The 14,518-nt window shown below is 68.3% G+C and carries 14 protein-coding genes; 10 read left to right on the forward strand and 4 right to left on the reverse strand.

Annotated features, from left to right (window positions below; translation table 11 throughout):
• Positions 1-4: 4 nt before the first annotated feature.
• From KY496_RS02025 to KY496_RS02035, 3 genes are read left to right on the forward strand one after another with little or no spacing between them, the layout of a single operon-like run.
• The gene (locus KY496_RS02025) at positions 5-1,183 is read left to right on the forward strand and encodes a CaiB/BaiF CoA-transferase family protein (protein WP_071363238.1); all 1,179 of its coding nucleotides are present in this window, start codon (positions 5-7) and stop codon (positions 1,181-1,183) included.
• A 24-nt stretch (positions 1,184-1,207) separates the two neighbouring features.
• Positions 1,208-2,581, forward strand: coding sequence for an MmgE/PrpD family protein (locus tag KY496_RS02030; protein ID WP_219863649.1), 1,374 nt, complete (start codon positions 1,208-1,210; stop codon positions 2,579-2,581).
• Entirely contained in the window at positions 2,578-3,420 is an 843-nt protein-coding gene (locus KY496_RS02035) for a CoA ester lyase (RefSeq protein WP_005669781.1), read from the forward strand. Before KY496_RS02030 ends, KY496_RS02035 begins: the two co-directional genes overlap by 4 nt.
• Here KY496_RS02035 and KY496_RS02040 read toward each other — a convergent pair.
• Together KY496_RS02040 and KY496_RS02045 are read right to left on the reverse strand one after the other, a co-directional pair.
• Positions 3,407-4,453, reverse strand: a complete 1,047-nt coding sequence (locus tag KY496_RS02040; RefSeq protein ID WP_219863651.1) for a DUF4214 domain-containing protein — start codon at positions 4,451-4,453, stop codon at positions 3,407-3,409. The two genes, KY496_RS02035 and KY496_RS02040, sit on opposite strands and share 14 nt — an antisense overlap.
• Before the next feature lie 143 nt (positions 4,454-4,596).
• Positions 4,597-5,007 (reverse strand): TerB family tellurite resistance protein, encoded by a 411-nt coding sequence (locus tag KY496_RS02045; protein WP_219863652.1) that lies wholly within the window; start codon positions 5,005-5,007, stop codon positions 4,597-4,599.
• A gap of 107 nt (positions 5,008-5,114) precedes the next feature.
• Between KY496_RS02045 and KY496_RS02050 the strand changes: the two genes are divergently transcribed.
• Positions 5,115-6,017 (forward strand): LysR family transcriptional regulator, encoded by a 903-nt coding sequence (locus tag KY496_RS02050; protein WP_005669787.1) that lies wholly within the window; start codon positions 5,115-5,117, stop codon positions 6,015-6,017.
• Here KY496_RS02050 and KY496_RS02055 read toward each other — a convergent pair.
• Positions 6,014-6,301: a hypothetical protein gene (locus KY496_RS02055; RefSeq protein ID WP_005669789.1), complete on the reverse strand. Its 288-nt coding sequence runs from the start codon at positions 6,299-6,301 to the stop codon at positions 6,014-6,016. The genes KY496_RS02050 and KY496_RS02055 overlap by 4 nt on opposite strands.
• Positions 6,298-7,035, reverse strand: coding sequence for an XRE family transcriptional regulator (locus KY496_RS02060; protein WP_229520396.1), 738 nt, complete (start codon positions 7,033-7,035; stop codon positions 6,298-6,300). The genes KY496_RS02055 and KY496_RS02060 overlap by 4 nt, the downstream gene beginning before the upstream one ends.
• Before the next feature lie 153 nt (positions 7,036-7,188).
• Here KY496_RS02060 and KY496_RS02065 point away from each other — a divergent pair, with 153 nt between their 5' ends.
• The 6 genes from KY496_RS02065 (at position 7,189) to KY496_RS02090 (ending at position 14,297) form a co-directional block, all read left to right on the forward strand.
• Positions 7,189-7,386 (forward strand): hypothetical protein, encoded by a 198-nt coding sequence (locus KY496_RS02065; protein ID WP_221434649.1) that lies wholly within the window; start codon positions 7,189-7,191, stop codon positions 7,384-7,386.
• 80 nt (positions 7,387-7,466) lie between these two features.
• Entirely contained in the window at positions 7,467-7,820 is a 354-nt protein-coding gene (locus tag KY496_RS02070) for a DUF5710 domain-containing protein (protein ID WP_005669795.1), read from the forward strand.
• 75 nt (positions 7,821-7,895) lie between these two features.
• Positions 7,896-8,849 (forward strand): MBL fold metallo-hydrolase, encoded by a 954-nt coding sequence (locus KY496_RS02075; RefSeq protein WP_005669797.1) that lies wholly within the window; start codon positions 7,896-7,898, stop codon positions 8,847-8,849.
• Between the two features lie 104 nt (positions 8,850-8,953).
• Entirely contained in the window at positions 8,954-10,651 is a 1,698-nt protein-coding gene (gene tolA / locus KY496_RS02080) for a cell envelope integrity protein TolA (protein ID WP_219863654.1), read from the forward strand.
• A gap of 229 nt (positions 10,652-10,880) precedes the next feature.
• Positions 10,881-11,990: a polysaccharide biosynthesis/export family protein gene (locus KY496_RS02085; RefSeq protein ID WP_229520397.1), complete on the forward strand. Its 1,110-nt coding sequence runs from the start codon at positions 10,881-10,883 to the stop codon at positions 11,988-11,990.
• Between the two features lie 33 nt (positions 11,991-12,023).
• Positions 12,024-14,297 (forward strand): polysaccharide biosynthesis tyrosine autokinase, encoded by a 2,274-nt coding sequence (locus tag KY496_RS02090; protein WP_005669805.1) that lies wholly within the window; start codon positions 12,024-12,026, stop codon positions 14,295-14,297.
• Positions 14,298-14,518 lie beyond the last annotated feature (221 nt).

A 14,518-nucleotide genomic window follows, 5' to 3' on the forward strand; every position in this document is an offset into this window, starting at 1 on the left:
GATCATGCGACCTCTGGATGGCATCACCGTCGTCACCCTGGAACACGCGATCGCCGCGCCGTTCTGCACCCGCCAGCTGGCCGACCTGGGCGCCCGCGTGATCAAGGTCGAGCGGCCCGGCGTGGGCGACTTCGCGCGCGCCTACGACACGCGCGCGCGCGGCATGGCCTCGCATTTCGTCTGGACCAACCGCTCCAAGGAGAGCCTGACGCTGGACGTCAAGCACCGCCAGGCCGCGCCGATCCTCGAGGGGCTGCTGGCCGGGGCCGACGTCCTGGTGCAGAACCTGGCGCCGGGCGCGGCGGCGCGCCTGGGCCTGTCGTGGGAAGCCTTGAAGGAGCGCTTTCCGCGCCTGATCGTGTGCGACATCTCGGGCTATGGCGCCGACGGCCCCTACCGCGACAAGAAGGCCTACGACCTGCTGATCCAGAGCGAATCGGGCTTCCTGTCGATCACCGGTTCGCCCGACGAGCCGGCCAAGGCCGGCTGCTCGATCGCCGACATCGCGGCCGGCATGTACGCCTACACGAACATCCTGGCCGCCCTGATCCAGCGCGGGCGCACGGGCGAGGGCGCCCACATCGACGTTTCCATGCTCGAGAGCATGGCCGAGTGGATGAATTATCCGCTGTACTACGCGATCGACGGCGCCGCGCCGCCGCCACGCGCCGGCGCCGCCCACGCCACCATCTATCCGTATGGGCCGTTCCCGGTCGGCGACGGCAAGACCGTCATGCTGGGGCTGCAGAACGAACGCGAGTGGGAACAGTTCTGCGCCAAAGTGTTGCGCCAGCCCGAACTGGCCGCGGATGCGCGCTTCGCCTCGAACGCGGCGCGCACCGGGGCGCGCCAGGAACTGCGCGCCATCATCGTCGACGTGTTCGCGCAGCTCACGGCCGAGCAGGTGGTCGCGCGCCTCGACGAGGCGCAGATCGCGAACGCCCACATGAACGATATGCACGACCTCTGGCGGCACCCGCAACTGGCGGCGCGCGGACGCTGGGTCGACGTCGGCATCCCGGACGGCGCGATCCCGGCGCTGCTGCCGCCGGCGGTCCCGAACACCTGGCAGGCGCGCATGGACCCGGTGCCGGCGCTGGGCGAACATACCGAGGCGATCCTGTCCGGGCTCGGCTACGCCAGCGCCGACATCGCCGCCCTGCGCGCCGAGCGCGCCATCTGAATGACAGCAATAAAAAGGAAGAACATGAGCGACCACCCACGCCAGGCGCTTGCCGCCTTTGCCGCCCAGCTGCGCTACGAAGACATCCCGCCGGCCGTCATGGCGCGCGCCGAAGACCTGATGCTCGACTGGTTCGGATCGGCGCTGGCTGGCAGGAACGGCCGGCCGGTCCAGTGCATCGAATCGTTCGCGCGCACGATGGGGGCCGGCCCCGGCGGCGGCGCCGAAGTGCTGATCTCGCGCCGCACCACGACGCCGCTGTTCGCCGCAATGGTCAATGCCGCGTCCTCGCACTACGCCGAGCAGGACGACGTGCACAACGGTTCGGTGTTCCACCCGGCCACCGTGGTGTTCCCGGCCGTGCTGGCCGTGGCCCAGGCGAACGGCGCCAGCGGACGCGAGCTGATGACGGCGGCGGTGGCCGGCTACGAAGTCGGCATCCGCGTCGGCGAGTTCCTCGGCCGCTCGCACTACCGGACCTTCCATACCACCGGCACCGCCGGCACCGTCGCCGCGGCGGCCGCCGTCGGCCGCCTGCTGGGCCTGACGCCCGAGCGCATGCTGGATGCCTTCGGTTCGGCCGGCACGCAAGCGGCCGGACTGTGGGAATTCCTGCGCGACGCCGCCGATTCGAAGCAGCTGCACACCGCCAAGGCCGCGAGCGACGGCCTGATGGCCGCGTATCTGGCGGCCGAGGGCTTCACCGGCGCGCGCCGGATCCTGGAGGGCAAGCAGGGCATGGCGGCCGGCATGTCGCATGACGCCGATCCGGCGCGGCTCACCAATGGCCTGGGCACGCGCTGGGCGACGGCCGAAACTTCGTTCAAGTTCCACGCCTCGTGCCGCCACACGCATCCGGCGGCCGACGCGCTGCTGCAGGTGATCGTCGCCGAAGACCTGCGCCCCGAGCAGATCGCCGCCGTGACGGCCCACGTGCACCAGGGCGCGCTCGACGTGCTCGGCCCGGTGGTCGATCCGCGCACGGTCCACCAGGCGAAATTCTCGATGGGGACGGTGCTGGGCCTGATCGCGCAGTTCCGCAGCGCCGGCCTGAACGAATTCGACGAGGCCTACGCCGACCCGCGCATCGTGGCCTTGCGCGACAAGGTGACGATGGCGCTGGACGACGAGGTGGACGGCGCCTACCCGGCGCGCTGGATCGGCAAGGTGACGGTGACGACCACCGACGGCCGGGTGCTGAAGGCGCGGGTCGACGAACCGAAGGGCGACCCGGGCAATACCCTGAGCCGGCGCGAGCTGGAAGACAAGGCGCTGCGGCTGGCGCGTTTCAGCGCCGCCGCGACTGACGACGAGATGCGCGCCGTGTTCGAGCGCATCTGGCACATCGGCCGCACGCCGGTCGTCGGCCACTTCCTCGCGCCCGGAGAGACGCGATGAACCCGCCAGCCCCATTGCCCCGGTCTTACCTGTTCGTGCCCGGCAACCGCCCGGAGCGCTTCGACAAGGCGTACGCGGCCGGCGCCGACGCCGTGATCGTCGACCTCGAGGACGCGGTGCCGTTCGCCGACAAGGCGGCCGCGCGCGAGGCCGTCGCCGCCTGGTTGTCGGCGCAGAAGCCGGTGCTGGTGCGCATCAACGGCGCCGACACCGACTGGTTCGCCGACGACCTGGCCCTGTGCCGCATGCCCGGCGTGGCCGGCGTGGTGCTGCCGAAGGCCGAGCAGGCCGGCGACATCGCGCGCCTGCGCGCGGCCGGGGCCACGGCGGTGCTGCCGCTGATCGAAAGCGCGGCCGGGATCGACCATCTGCGCGCGATCGCCGCGGCGCGCGGCGTGCAGCGCCTGATGTTCGGCTCGATCGATTTCCAGCTCGACCTGGGCATCCCGGGCGAACGCGAAGAGCTGCTGTTCTTCCGTTCGCAACTGGTGCTGGCTTCGCGTCTGGCCGGGCTCGCGGCGCCGGTCGATGGCGTCAGCACGGCGCTCGACGACGCCGAGCGGCTGGCCGACGATGCCCGGCATGCGCGCCAGATGGGATTCGGCGCCAAGCTGTGCATCCATCCGAAGCAGGTCGACGCCGTGAACCGCTGCTTCACGCCCGGCGCGCACGAGCTGGCGTGGGCCGGGCGGGTGCTGGAGGCGGCGGCGCACGCCGACGGCGCCGCGGTGGCCCTGGACGGCAAGATGATCGACCGGCCCGTGATCCTGCGCGCGCAAGCCATCGTCGACGCCCATGCGCTGCGCGCGGGGCTGGCGGAGCCCGTCAGCTCACGATGAATTCGTAACCGGCCTGCAGCGAACCGATGACCTTGACCTGGTTTTCCGGGCTTTCGCTGAAGCCCACCAGCATGTCGGCCACGGTGATCGTCTTGCTGTCCAGCGCCTGCTTCCAGTAGGCGAATCCTGCGGCGTCGGGCGCACGGTCGAGCACGTTCGCATAGAGCAGGGTGACGATGTCGGCATTGGTCGCCGCCGCGCCGGCCAGCTTGCCGAACTCGGCCGAGTGGACGAAAGCGTCCGCCACCGCGTGCAGGCTCGTGCCGTCACCCATCCGGCCGATCCAGTAGCCGAGTCCACCCTTGTCCGGCGTGCGGTCGAAGGCCGCCTGGTACAGGCGATAGGCCTCGGCCGGAAAGCCCGTGGTCTCGTAGGAAATGTAGTCGCCGCCCTCGAACGACAGCCGCTCGACGTTGCGCAGCGTGTCGATCCCATCGAGGCCCAGCAGGTCGGTGACCGTGATGGCGCCATTCTTCACGCTCACCGTGTATTCCTCGCGATAGCCTTCCAGCACGAAGGTGTCGATGCCGGCGCCGCCGTCGACGACGTCGTCCGAGCGCGTGCCGTACAGCATGTCGTGGCCGGCGCCGCCGACGATGGTATTGGTGATCGGATAGACCGGCGCCCGGTCTTCGTAGACGTTCACGCTGGCGTAGGTGTCGTAGTAGTCCTGGCTCCAGGCGGCGTCGATGTAGTACCAGCCGGTATAGGGGGCGACGAACGAGGCGTAGTCATAGCCGTAGGCGCCGCTGCCGTCGTCGCTGGCGATTTCCTTGCCCAGGTCGTCGAACACGCGCAGGACGACCGGGTCGAAGTAACTGCCGCTCTGCACCGTGTAAGCCATGCCCCTGGTGCCGTGGAAGACGAAGATATCGTCCTGGCCGGCATACGGGTCATGGGTGCCGAAGTGGGCGGTGCGCCCATAGTGCTGGCCGAGCTGCGGGTCGTGCACCGGCCGCAGCTCGAGGCGCCAGGCCCAGTCCATCTCGGACGGCGTCAGGGTGTACCGGTGATCCTGGGAATAGTTCGACATGACGGACCTCGCGCGATATGAGGTCTTCATTGTATGGCTGGGCTATTGCGGTAATGTGTGCAAATAGTGTCGCTTTGTAACGGCGGCGCCTCAATTGCAAGCATGTCTTTCAACGTATGCATGCGAAGGCGCCGCCCCTGTCGTTACACCGTGCTGCCGGCCTCGACGCCCGCCTCGGCCCAGGCATGCATCGCGCGGCGCAGCAGCCGGCGCTCGCGGTGGTCGATCACGCTGTCGGCGCGCACGATCTCGAGCATGCCTTTCAGGACCGTGGCGCGCAGCAGCTCGTCCTGCACTTCGTCGAGCAGGCGGTCGATCGTCGCGGGTTCGATCTCGACCATGCCGCCCTCGCGGTCGGCGCTGGTCGCCAGCAGGTCCTGGGTCAGCTCGCCCGCCGTGTCGCCGAAGGTGTCTTCGCTCACCCGCAACGCCCCGAGCACGCCGCTGCGGTGCAGGCTCTTGAGCTCCTGCGGCGCGATGCGGCCGTCGACGATCATGGCCAGCGCCAGCAGGCGGCACATGGCTTTCGGGCTGTTGGTGGGGTAACTTCTCATTGTATTCCTCGCTTCAAAAGAACTGGGAGTCATCAATATACGGTGCTGCAAAACGAAAGTAAAATCGAATAATCTTTCGAAATCATTCCGTTTTTTGGTGGTATTAAATGATCAATTACAAGCATCTGCAATATTTTCATGCCGTCGCGACGGTGGGCAGCGTCGCGCGCGCCGCGGAGCAATTGCACGTGTCCCCACAGGCGATCAGCACCCAGTTGCAGGTGCTGGAAGACCAGCTTGGCGAGGAATTGCTGCGCAAGAAGGGACGTGGGCTGGCGCTGACCGAGGCCGGCAAGACGGTGCTGCGCTATGCCGACCAGATCTTCAGCCTCGGCAACGAGCTGGAACAGGCGGTGCGGCGCGGTGTGTTCACGGAGACCGAAACCCTGCGCGTCGGCCTGTGCGACGTGATCGCCAAGACGATGGCCTTTCGCCTGCTGCAGCCGGCGCGCGATGCCGGCCTGGCCATGCACCTGGTGTGCAGGGAAGGGCGCTTCGCCGACCTGATGGAAGACCTGAGCGCGCACCGGCTCGACCTGCTGATCTCGGACCAGGGCCTGCCGCCTGGCGGCGCGGTGCGCGGCCACAGCCACCTGCTGGGATCGAGCACGGTGACGGTGGTGGCGCATCCCGAGGTCTGCCGGCGCTGGGCCGGGCCATTCCCGCAACGCCTGAAGGATGCGCCGTTCCTGATGCCGGGCGAGGATGCGGCCCTGCACAGCCAGCTCAGGGCCTGGCTCGAGGCGCATGGATTGCGGCCGATCGTGGTGGGCGAGTTCGACGACGGCGCCTTGCTCGGTTCCTTCGCCGGCGCGGGCGCCGGCTTCATGGTGGCGCCGACCGTGCTGGCGGACGCGCTGTGCGCGCAGTATGGACTGGAGCAGGTGGGCGTGATCGATTCGATCGTCGAGCAGATCTATGCGGTGACGGTCGAGCGGCGCGTGCACCATCCGGCGTTGCGGCGGATACTGGAGCGGGCCGCGAGCGCCTTTGGCGACCGAGCCGCCTAGAACGGCGGCGCGGCGTCGTCAGGCGGCGCGAGGTCAAGGTCGATCGTTTGTTCGACCATGCCGGCCAGGTCGAGTTCGGCCAGCAGCTGATGCGTATCGAATGCCGCATACGCCCGCGACGGTCTTGCGCGCGGCGCCGCCAGCATGATCGGCAGGCGCGGGAACCAGGGCCCGAGCCGCGCCAGCAGCGCGTCCCCGACGCCGGGCCGCAGGCAGTCGGGGTCGGCGAAGACGAGCGCGATGCGGACGCCGCGCACGGTGACGATGCCGCCTGTGAGTCTCAAATGCGGTCGCTTTCCTTGCGCACCACGCGCCCGATGACGATGCATTCGCCGCCCTGGCACAGCTTGCGGTGGTACTTGCGCCCGTCGACGTTGTCGGAGGTGAGCCACCACTGGCCGGCATCGCGCGCCAGGCGCTTGACCACGGCTTCGCCCTCGTAGTTGAAGGCGTACACGGCGCCGTCGACCAGCTTGGTGTCGAGCGTGTTGATGACCACGATGTCGCCCGCGTACAGCGAGGGCTCCATGCTCTCGCCCTTGACGTAGATGGCGATCAGGTGCGACGGGTTGTACTGGTTGCGCTCGATCCAGGTGCGGCGCATGCCGAGCGTGCCGCCGTCGCGCCGTTCGGGCTCGGTCTGGTAGCCGGTGATGCCGGCCGACAGCCGCAGCTTGACCATCGGGATCTGTACGAAGCCGTCGTCGTCGCCTTCGGCCGCCACGACCCGCAGGGCATTGCTCACCCCTCCGTGGGGCGGCGCGTCGGTCGCGGGCGCGCCCGACATGGGCGCCAGGATTTCCGGCGGCAGGCTGCGGCCGGTGACCCGCGAAATGGCGAGCAGCTGCTTCAGGTTCGGGCTGTGCTTTTCGTTTTCCCAGTGCGAGATATTGGCCTTGGTGTTGCCGCGCTCGGTGCCGAGTTCGAGCGCCAGCCGCGCGCCGAGCGCCGTGCCGGACAGGCCGGCGGCGGTGCGCGCTTCTCTCACCCAGCCTGCAATCATCGTTTGGAGATCCATATCGCCATGGTATAGGAAAACTATACGCAAGAGTATAGTTTTTATTTACTGATGTGGTATAGTTTTCCTAAACTTTCATTCACCGCGTTGACGTGGCTCAGGGACCATCACGGTTCCCCATGCGCCGCTTCAGGGCGAAGCACGGGGGACACGATGATCATTGATACTTACCTGCGCCTTCTCGGCGCCGCCCAGGCCACGCCGCTGACGCTGTCTGACCTGGGCATCCTGGTCGGCATCCTGACCGGCTTGCTGGGGGCGCTCGTCAACCTGGTGTACACCTGGCGCAAGGACCGCCGCGAGCAGCGCGAAAGCGACGCCGCGTGGGCCCGGCGCCGCCAGGAAAAGTGACGGCGCGACACCCGCCGCCCGGGCAGGGTCGCTGTAGAATAGCGGGCCGCACTGACATTGATTCCGGAGCACGTTCGTACATGGTTTTCCTTACCGTCCCCTATGCCGAAAAGGACGCCGCCAAGGCGCTCGGCGCCCGTTGGAACCCGACCCGCAAACGCTGGTACGTGCCGGACGGCGTGGCCACCGAGCCGTTCGCCAAGTGGCTCGACGGCGCGCCCGGCGGGGACGCCCCGTCCGCGAAGCCGGGCCGGGTCGACAGCTACCAGGGCAAGACCGTGGTCGGCCTGCACTACATCGAACTGGCGCACGACTGCAATCCGATGCAGGCTTGCCCCAGCTGCATGGAGCAGCTGGCCGGCACGCCCTGGGCCCAGGCGCAAGCCGGGCTGCGGGCGCTGGTCGGCGCGCTGCCGGGCACATCGAGCAAGTGAGCGGCGCCGCCCGGGCCTTCGTGTTAACGTGAAGGCAGGCGGACCGGCTGGTTCGCAGCCACCCGGAGATCCTTCATGCGCTTGCCCCGCCTGCTGTTCACCACCATCTTCCTGACCGCACTGTGCGGCCTCGCCGCCGGCGCCCAGGCCCAGGCGCCGGACACCCGACAGCAAGGGCAGGTGTCGACGCTGCAGCTTCCGGCAGGCGAGGGCGCGCTCGACGCGGCGCAGGGCAGCGTGCAGTTCATCGGCACGGCGACCGTGCTGATCCGCTACCAGGGCTTCACCATCCTGACCGATCCCAATTTTTTGCACAAGGGCGACCACGTGCACCTGGGCTATGGCTTGACTTCCGAACGGAAGACGAATCCGGCGATCGCTTTCGACGATCTCCCACCCATTGACCTGGTGGTGCTGTCGCATTTTCACGGCGACCACTTCGACCAGCTGGTGCAGAAACGCCTGAATCGTGCGGTGCCCATCGTCAGCACCCGCCAGGCCGCGGCCAGTCTCGAGAAACTGGGATTCACCCGCGTGACCGGACTGAGTCCGTGGGACCGGCTGGACGTCTCGAAAGGCGAGGCGCGCCTGCGGGTGACGGCCACGCCCGGCCGCCACGGACCGGCCGGCGTGGCCGCGCTGCTGCCCAAGGTGATGGGTTCGGTGCTCGACTTCGGGGCGGATCCGGCGGCGCCGGACTACCGCATGTACATCAGTGGCGATACGCTGGTGATCGACGACATCAAGACCGTGCCGGAACGCTTTCCCGGCATCGACCTGGCCTTGCTGCACCTGGGCGGCACGCGTATCCTGGGCGTCGTCAAGGTCACCATGGACGGCAAGGACGGCGTGCGCATGATGCAGGTGGTGCGCCCCAAAAAGACCATCCCGATCCACTATAACGACTATGACGTCTTCAAGTCGCCGCTCGAGGACTTCGCGCGCGAGGTGAAGGCCGCGGGACTCGAACAGGAAGTGGTGTACCTGGCACACGGCGAAACGTATACGTTCACCAGGGCGAAGCGCTGAGCACGAGCTTTTTCGCCACAGGGCGGATTTGAATCGTGCGCGTCTCGCGTTACTGCTGAGTAAACGCTAAGATGCCAGCTTGACAATATTGCTCAAGCGATGACATGACCAAAGCGACCGCTGGCAGGCGCGGATACGACCAGGCACGCAGTGACCGGCGCCTGGGCGTGGGCATTGTCATGTCGGTCGTGCTGCACGGCCTGTTGCTGTCGCTGCAGTTCGGTGTTCCCGGCCTCGACTTTGGCGGCGGGGGACCGATCAACGTCACCCTGGCGCCTTCCCCGGCAGCGCCGCCGGCGACCGCGTCGATTCCCCCATTGCCTGAAACGCCGGCGCCGCTTGCGCCACCCACGACGCCTGCGCCACCGCCGGCCCCGGCGCCGGCGCGCGGCCTGCGCCTGGTTGACTCACCGCCCCCGCCACCGCCGCCGCCGCCGATCGTCCAGGCCGAGGCGCGTCCACCGGCCCAGGCACGGCGGCCGAAGCGTTCCAAGCCGCCCGCGCCGAAGCGCAGGCTGCGCGAGGTGCCGCCCCCGGTGATCGTGGCCGCCCCGGATCCGGAATCGGAATTCACCGTTCCCGTGCCCTTGCCGGACGTCGTCCCTGAACCGGCGCTCGATGCGCCGGCGCTGGCCGACGCGGTCGCACAAGAAGCGCCGGCGGAGCCGGCCGAGTTGCCCGACCCGGGTCCGGATCTCGTTGCGCAGGCGGCCGAGGAAGAACGCCAGCGCCTGTCGGCAGAGCAGCAGGAGCTGGAACGGCTGGCCCAGGCCGAGCGTGACGCCGCCGAGCGCCTGGCGCAGGAAAGGGTCGAACAGGAGCGGCTGGAACAGGAGCGGCGCGAGCAGGAGCGCCGTGTGGCCGACGACGAGGCCCGGATCGCGCAACTGCGCGAGGCCGAGCGTTTGCAGGCCAAGGAACAGGCCGCGCGCGAGCAGGCCGAGCAGCGGCTGGCGCAGCAGGCCGCCGAGCAGGCGCTGCAAGAGCGGATGCAAGAACAGGCGCTGGCGCGCCAGCGCGCCGAAGAAGAAGCGCTGCGCCAGGCGCAGATACAGGAACAGGAGCAGGAGCGCGCACGCCAGTTGGCGCAACAGCAGGCGGAGCAGCAAGCGCAACAGCAAGCGCAACAGCAAGCGGAACAGCGGGCGCGCGCCGAGGCCGAACGCCTGGCCCGCCAGCAGGCGGAAGACGCGGCGCGCCAGGCGGCGGCGCAGCGGATGCAGGCACAGGCGCCCGGCCCCGACGCGGGCGCGGCGGCCATGGAATCGATGCCCGTCGGGCCGGGGCAGGGCGCGGGGCGTGGCGCCGGCAGCGGCGGCGGCAGCCAGCCCGGCGCCGGATCGCTGGCCGGCTTGCCCGGCAATCGCGCGCGTGAGCTGCTGCGCGGCGTGACCATCCCCAACGTGAATGCGCCCGCCGCGCCGGCCGAGCGCGCCATGGGCGGGCGCCGGGTGCTGGCCGACGGCGGCGAGCGTGACGCGCCTCTGCGCCTCTATGTCGACAGCGTGCGCCAGAAGCTGGAGCGCAACGCGGTGCTGGGAGGCGCGCGCCTGTCGCTGCACGACGTGCGCATCGATCCCCTGGTCAGCGTGTCGCTGCGCAGCGACGGCAGCATCGACGACGTCACCATCATCCGCTCGAGCGGGCGGGCCGACATGGACGACGCGGTGCGCCGCTTCGTGCGCCTGAATGCCCGCTATTCCGCGTTTCCGCCGAATGTCGCCGCACGATTCGACATCATCGAGATCCGCCGCATCTGGCGCTTCGCCGATGGGCTCAAGCTGATCGAAGAGATGCGCTGAGCCCTGTGCGAAGCCCGCCACGCAGTTGCCCATCGCACCCGACCTGACGCCGCCGTTCGCCATTTGATGCGCTGCAAAGCCAAGCCCGATGGACGCCGTACTCTGAACTGAATCGTTCACCTACTGCGACTATTTTTGATAGGCAACAATCATGGCTTGGCTTCGTTCAGTTGCAATAAGGGATTTGTTGCGGGTTCTACGGTGTGGACCGCAGTCGCCTCGCGCGCCAGTGTCTGCGTTCACCATCGCCCTGCTGCTTGCGCTATGTCTCGCCCTGTCGGCCTGTGCGACCGGCATCGGGTTCGGCGACGCAGCGCGCTCCGGCGGTCCCGGCAATGCGTCGGCGCCCACCGCCGAGCTGATCACCGAAACCCTGATCGAGCAAGAGCGCGCGGCGCAGGCCAGCGTCGCCCGGCAAGACCTCACACCGCTGTTCGTGTCCCGGCCGCCGCCTTACACCATCGGGCGCGGCGACATCCTGTCGATCGTGGTCTGGGACCATCCCGAGCTGGCTGCCGGCGGCATGACCATGGCCACCTCGGCGGCCGACAGCGGCGTCGTCCAGCCGAACGCGACGCCGCCCGGCTTCGTCGTCGACCACCAGGGGCGCATCCAGTTTCCCCTGATCGGCCTGCTCAGCATCGACGGCAAGACCGAGGAAGAAGCGCGCGCCCTGCTCACCGGCAAGCTCGCGCGCTATATCGCCAATCCGAACGTCACCCTGCGCGTGCAGGCCTACCGCAGCCGCCGCGTGTACGTCGACGGCGAGGTGCGCACGCCCGGCCTGCAGGCGATCGACGACATCCCGATGACGCTGGTCGAGGCGCTGAACCGCGCCGGCGGCATGCAGCCGGCGGCCGACCAGAGCCGCATCGTGATCGAGCGTGGCGACGACCGCTACCACGTCAACATGCGCGAACTGGTGCAGAAGGGCGTCAATCCGGGCGCCATCCTGCTGGCCCATGGCGACGTCGTGCGCGTGCATTCGCGCGAGGAGAGCAAGGTGTTCGTGTCGGGCGAGGTGATCTCGCCCAAGGCGCTCACCATGCACGACGGCCGGCTCACGCTCAACGAAGCGCTGGGCGAGACCGGCGGCATCAGCCCCCTGAGCGGCGATGCGCGCCAGGTGTACGTGGTGCGCAAGGCGCAAGACCGCACCCGCGTGTTCCGGCTCGACGCGCGCGACTCCGGCGCGCTGGCGATGGCCGAGACCTTCGAGCTGCGGCCCAAGGACGTCGTCTACGTCGCCGCCTCGCCGCTGGCGAACTGGAACCGCCACCTGAGCCTGCTGTTCCCCGGCGCGTTGACGAATGCCGTCGGCGTCACGAATCGTCCCTGAGCAGCTGCCACCGCTGTCCCGAGGAGTCTCGCCATGACCAGCCCGCACGAGGCGCATTCGCTGAAACAGGTCTCGCACAGCCCGCCGGTGCTGTCGGTGCCGTTCGACCCACGCCCGCCCGAACCGTTGCCAGAAGAATCCACGGTCGACCTGAAAGGCTATCTCAATACCCTGTACGACAGCCGCTGGCTGATCGGCAGCATCACGGCGATCATCACGATCGTCGCCGTGCTGTATGCGCTGGTGGCCAACCCGGTCTACGAAGCGAACCTGATGATCCACGTCGAGGAAGAAAGTCCGAACGCCTCGAAGAACATCCTGAGCGAGGCGTCGTCGCTGTTCGAGACCAAGAAGGCGGCGATCGCCGAAATGGAGTTGCTGCGCTCGCGCATGGTGGTTTCGCGCGCGGTCGACAACCTGCAGCTGTACGTGGAGGTGCAGCCGAAGTACTTCCCGGTGCTGGGCTCGTGGTTCGCGAACCAGAACGGCGGCGCGCTGTCCAAGCCCGGGCTGTTCGGCTATGGCGGCTTCGTCTGGGGTGGCGAGCGCGCCGCGGTATCGGTCTTCGAAGTCCCCGACAATTGGCTCAACCGCGAGTTCGTGATCACCGCGCGCGCCAACAACCGCTATCGCTTTTCCGGAGGCGGCCAGCGCATCGCCTTCGACGCCAGCGTCGGCCAGCGCTACCGGGTGCAGACGCCGGACGGGCTGGTCGAGATCAAGGTCGACCGGCTGGTAGCCAATCCCGGCGCGCGCTTCAAGATCAAGCGGAAGTCGCGCCTGGGCACGATCCAGGGCATCCAGCGCTCCATGGTCATCACCGAGCAGGGCAAGCAGTCGGGCGTGATCGAGGTCAAGATGCAGGGCCAGGACGCCGACCGCATCAACAGCCTGCTGAGCGAGATCGGCCGTGAATACATGCGCCAGAACCTGGCGCGCAAGACCGAGGAAGCCGAGAAGTCGCTGGCTTTCCTGAACCAGCAACTGCCGATCCTGAAGCGCCAGCTGGAGCAATCCGAAGACCGCTATAACCAGTTCCGCAATGCCCACGGCACGGTCGACCTGCGCGAAGAAGCGCGCATGAGCCTGGCGCAGGCGGCGGCCGCGCGTGCGCGCCGCATGGAACTGATGCAGAAAAAGACCGAATTGCTGGCCCGCTTCACCGAAGACCATCCGGTGGTCGCCGCCGTCAATCGCCAGCGGCGCGAGGTCGATGCCGAGATCGAGGCGATCGCGGCCCGCATCCGCACCTTGCCGGTAATGGAGCAGGACGAGGCGCGCCTGACCCGTGACATCAAGGTCAACACCGACCTCTACACGGCCCTGTCGAACACGGCCCAGCAGCTGCGCCTGATCTCGGTTGGCCGGGTCAGCAACGTGCGCCTGGTCGATGCGCCGATCGAGCCCGAGCGGCCGATCAAGCCGAACCGGCCGCTGATCGTGGCGCTGGCGGTGGTCACCGGCCTGTTCCTCGGCACCCTGATCGCCTTCACCCGCAAGGCCATGCGCGGCGGGATCGACGACCCGGCCAAGATCGAGCGGCTGCTGCGGGCGCGGGTCGTGTATGCCTCCATTCCGCACAGCGGCAACGAGGACAAGCTCATGCGCAAGGTCAAGCCGGACGGCGGCCTGCCGCTGCTGGCCCAGGTCTTGCCCGAGGACCCCGCCGTCGAGAGCCTGCGCAGCTTCCGCGCCGCCTTGCGCTTTTCCATGCCGCACTTCAAGAACAACGTGGTCATGATCGCCGGCCCCACGCGCGGGCTGGGCAAATCCTTCGTGACCGCCAATTTCGCGGCGGTGATGGCGGCCAGCGGCATGCGCGTACTGCTGATCGACGCCGACCTGCGCAACGGGCACCTGCACCGCTACTTCGGCGTCGATCGCTCGCGCGGCCTGTCGCGGGCAATCGTGGGCGCCATGCCGGTCGACGAGGTCATCCACCGGAGCGTGCTCGATAACCTGGACTTCATTCCGACCGGAGAGTTGCCGACCAACCGTTCTGAGTTCCTGCTGCAACTGAACCTTGGTAATCTGCTCGAGCTGGTCAGTGAGCGCTACGACCTGGTGTTGCTCGACCCGCCGCCATTGCTGGCGGTGGCCGATGCGCTCATCATCGGCACCCATGCCGGCGCCGTGTTCATCGTGGCCCGCTCGGGTGTGACGACCGAGAACCACATCAACGAGTCGATCAAGCGCCTCAACCATGCCGGCATCTCGCCGCGCGGGGTGCTGTTCAACGACATGGCGCTGCGTCTGGGCGAATATCGCTCGCAGTACGGGACGGCGCAATTGGGGTACGCGGCCTGAGGGCGAGGGCGAGGGCTAGGGCAAGGGCAAGGGCAAGGGGGAGAGCGAGGGCGGCCGGCGTCCGGTTGCCATGATGTGCCTGCGGGGCCGTTTATGCTCGTGTTTGCCGGCTGCCACGCCGCAGGGGCTGGTGGGGCGAGATCGTTTCCTGAGAGGTGTGGTGCGTCCATTCCTGGTGACGAAGGCGCCGCATCCGGGCTGTCATGTCCCGTGTCGCATCG

It is taken from the genome of Massilia sp. NP310, from assembly GCF_019443485.1.
GTDB lineage: Bacteria > Pseudomonadota > Gammaproteobacteria > Burkholderiales > Burkholderiaceae_D > Telluria > Telluria timonae.

Bases quoted from the DNA above. Each gene is read 5' to 3' on its own strand.
- KY496_RS02025 (WP_071363238.1), top strand. From the start codon at position 5: ATGCGACCTCTGGATGGCATCACCGTCGTCACCCTGGAACACGCGATC.
- KY496_RS02030 (WP_219863649.1), top strand. From the start codon at position 1,208: ATGAGCGACCACCCACGCCAGGCGCTTGCCGCCTTTGCCGCCCAGCTG.
- KY496_RS02035 (WP_005669781.1), top strand. From the start codon at position 2,578: ATGAACCCGCCAGCCCCATTGCCCCGGTCTTACCTGTTCGTGCCCGGC.
- KY496_RS02040 (WP_219863651.1), bottom strand. From the start codon at position 4,453: ATGTCGAACTATTCCCAGGATCACCGGTACACCCTGACGCCGTCCGAG.
- KY496_RS02045 (WP_219863652.1), bottom strand. From the start codon at position 5,007: ATGAGAAGTTACCCCACCAACAGCCCGAAAGCCATGTGCCGCCTGCTG.
- KY496_RS02050 (WP_005669787.1), top strand. From the start codon at position 5,115: ATGATCAATTACAAGCATCTGCAATATTTTCATGCCGTCGCGACGGTG.
- KY496_RS02060 (WP_229520396.1), bottom strand. From the start codon at position 7,035: ATGGATCTCCAAACGATGATTGCAGGCTGGGTGAGAGAAGCGCGCACC.
- KY496_RS02065 (WP_221434649.1), top strand. From the start codon at position 7,189: ATGATCATTGATACTTACCTGCGCCTTCTCGGCGCCGCCCAGGCCACG.
- KY496_RS02070 (WP_005669795.1), top strand. From the start codon at position 7,467: ATGGTTTTCCTTACCGTCCCCTATGCCGAAAAGGACGCCGCCAAGGCG.
- KY496_RS02075 (WP_005669797.1), top strand. From the start codon at position 7,896: ATGCGCTTGCCCCGCCTGCTGTTCACCACCATCTTCCTGACCGCACTG.
- tolA (WP_219863654.1), top strand. From the start codon at position 8,954: ATGACCAAAGCGACCGCTGGCAGGCGCGGATACGACCAGGCACGCAGT.
- KY496_RS02090 (WP_005669805.1), top strand. From the start codon at position 12,024: ATGACCAGCCCGCACGAGGCGCATTCGCTGAAACAGGTCTCGCACAGC.